Source organism: Mycobacterium neglectum, assembly GCF_002591975.1.
Taxonomy (GTDB): domain Bacteria; phylum Actinomycetota; class Actinomycetes; order Mycobacteriales; family Mycobacteriaceae; genus Mycobacterium; species Mycobacterium neglectum.
The window spans coordinates 1-1419 of record NZ_NVQE01000107.1 but is presented as its reverse complement, the minus strand read 5'-3'; the positions used below and the strand labels follow the sequence as shown (position 1 = coordinate 1419).

Sequence of the window (1419 nt, the reverse complement as noted above, 5' to 3'; positions counted from 1 at the left end):
CGAGGTGCCTCACCTAATTGTGAGCGCGAAGGGTGAGCTGGTGCCTCACGCATAATGAGCGCGTGGGGGCTTGCGTTACTTCGCCGTGGCCAATCGGTTGATTGACGGTTGCAATGCTTCCAGGTCGAGGTGGCGGGCAGCGGTGAGGGCCTCGGTCTTGGCCTGGGCCAGATCCAGGAGTTGCATTTGGATGGTGTTGATCTGCCGGGTCAGATCGGCCGGGTTGATGCCCTCGATTCGGTCGGCAACGTTCGAGAGTTGTTGTGCTTCAAGGAGTCCTGATGCTTGCAGGCGTTGCCACGGGGTGGCCGGCTTGTCGTAGATGCGCTTGCGGCGACCGTTTGCGGTGGTGGTGTAGCCAACGGGTTTTTTGGTCGGGGTGAAGAAGTTCAGGCGCAGCGACACCAGCTTCCACAGCCGGTTGAGCAGCTCTAGCTCGTCGGGGGTGTCGTAGCGCCAGTAGAACGCGTGTTTGCGCACCACATGGTGGTTCTTCGACTCCACATGCGCCTGGTCGTTCTTCTGGTACGGCCGCGAGCGAGTCTGGGCGATGTCGCGGGCCTGCAGCCAGCCCGCGACATCGTGATTGATGAACTCCGACCCGCAGTCCGAGTCGAAGATCACCAGGTCGAAGGGGAACCGCTGCTGCAGCTCAGCGATGCCCGCCAGGATCCACGTCGAGGCGTTGTTGCGGATCGAGCAGTTCTCGGTCCAGCCAATCACTAGGTCGGTCATCGTCAGCGTGCGGGCGAACTCGCCGATCAGTGTCGGGCCGCAGTGCGCCACGGTGTCGGCCTCGATCACCCCCGGGGCATCGGGCGCCTCATCGGCACAGGTACGAATGGTGATCGAGTTCCGCAGCAGCGGTGAGGGTTTGGTCGTCGAGATACCCTTGATCCGCATCCGGTCCCGGGCCGGTTTCAAGTACCGGTCCACGGTCGCAGCGCTCATTGTCTTGAGTTCAGCGGATGCCCCCTTGGTGGCGAACGGCTTGTCAAGATCACCGGCCTCGGCCAGCAACGGCAGCCACAGATCGAGCATGACCACCAGGTACTTGCCGCACGGCATGCCCATCAACGCCCACACGTGCTCCAGAAGTGCCCTGGCGTCGTCGCTGAAGCCCCGCGCCCGCAGCGCGCGCCCATCGACCTGCGCGGCCGGGTCCGGCAGCTTCGGGCCGGTCAGCATCCGCCGGGCCGTGGAGCGACCCATCCCGGTCGTGGACACCACCCGATCCAAAATCTTGCCCCTGTCCGCCTTGGATGCCTTGCGGTACTGACCTCGCAGTTTGTTCGTTACCTGCCGCCTCGCAGCCATATCGATCTTGCCTTCCACATCGGGCAAGCCTTCTAGACCACGCGCTCAAAATAGGTGAGGCACCACCACCGGCCACGCGCTCAAAGTAGGTGAGGCACGTCG

The 1419-nt window shown here is 63.4% G+C and carries 1 protein-coding gene and 1 pseudogene; both read right to left on the bottom strand.

The annotated features are described in order from the left end of the window. Positions 1–75 precede the first annotated feature (75 nt). On the bottom strand, positions 76–903 hold the full coding sequence (locus CSQ99_RS31800; RefSeq protein WP_331211988.1) for an integrase catalytic domain-containing protein: 828 nt from the start codon (positions 901–903) through the stop codon (positions 76–78). 24 nt (positions 904–927) lie between these two features. After that, a pseudogene (locus CSQ99_RS31645) lies at positions 928–1212 on the bottom strand (integrase catalytic domain-containing protein); the annotation flags it as partial. Positions 1213–1419 lie beyond the last annotated feature (207 nt).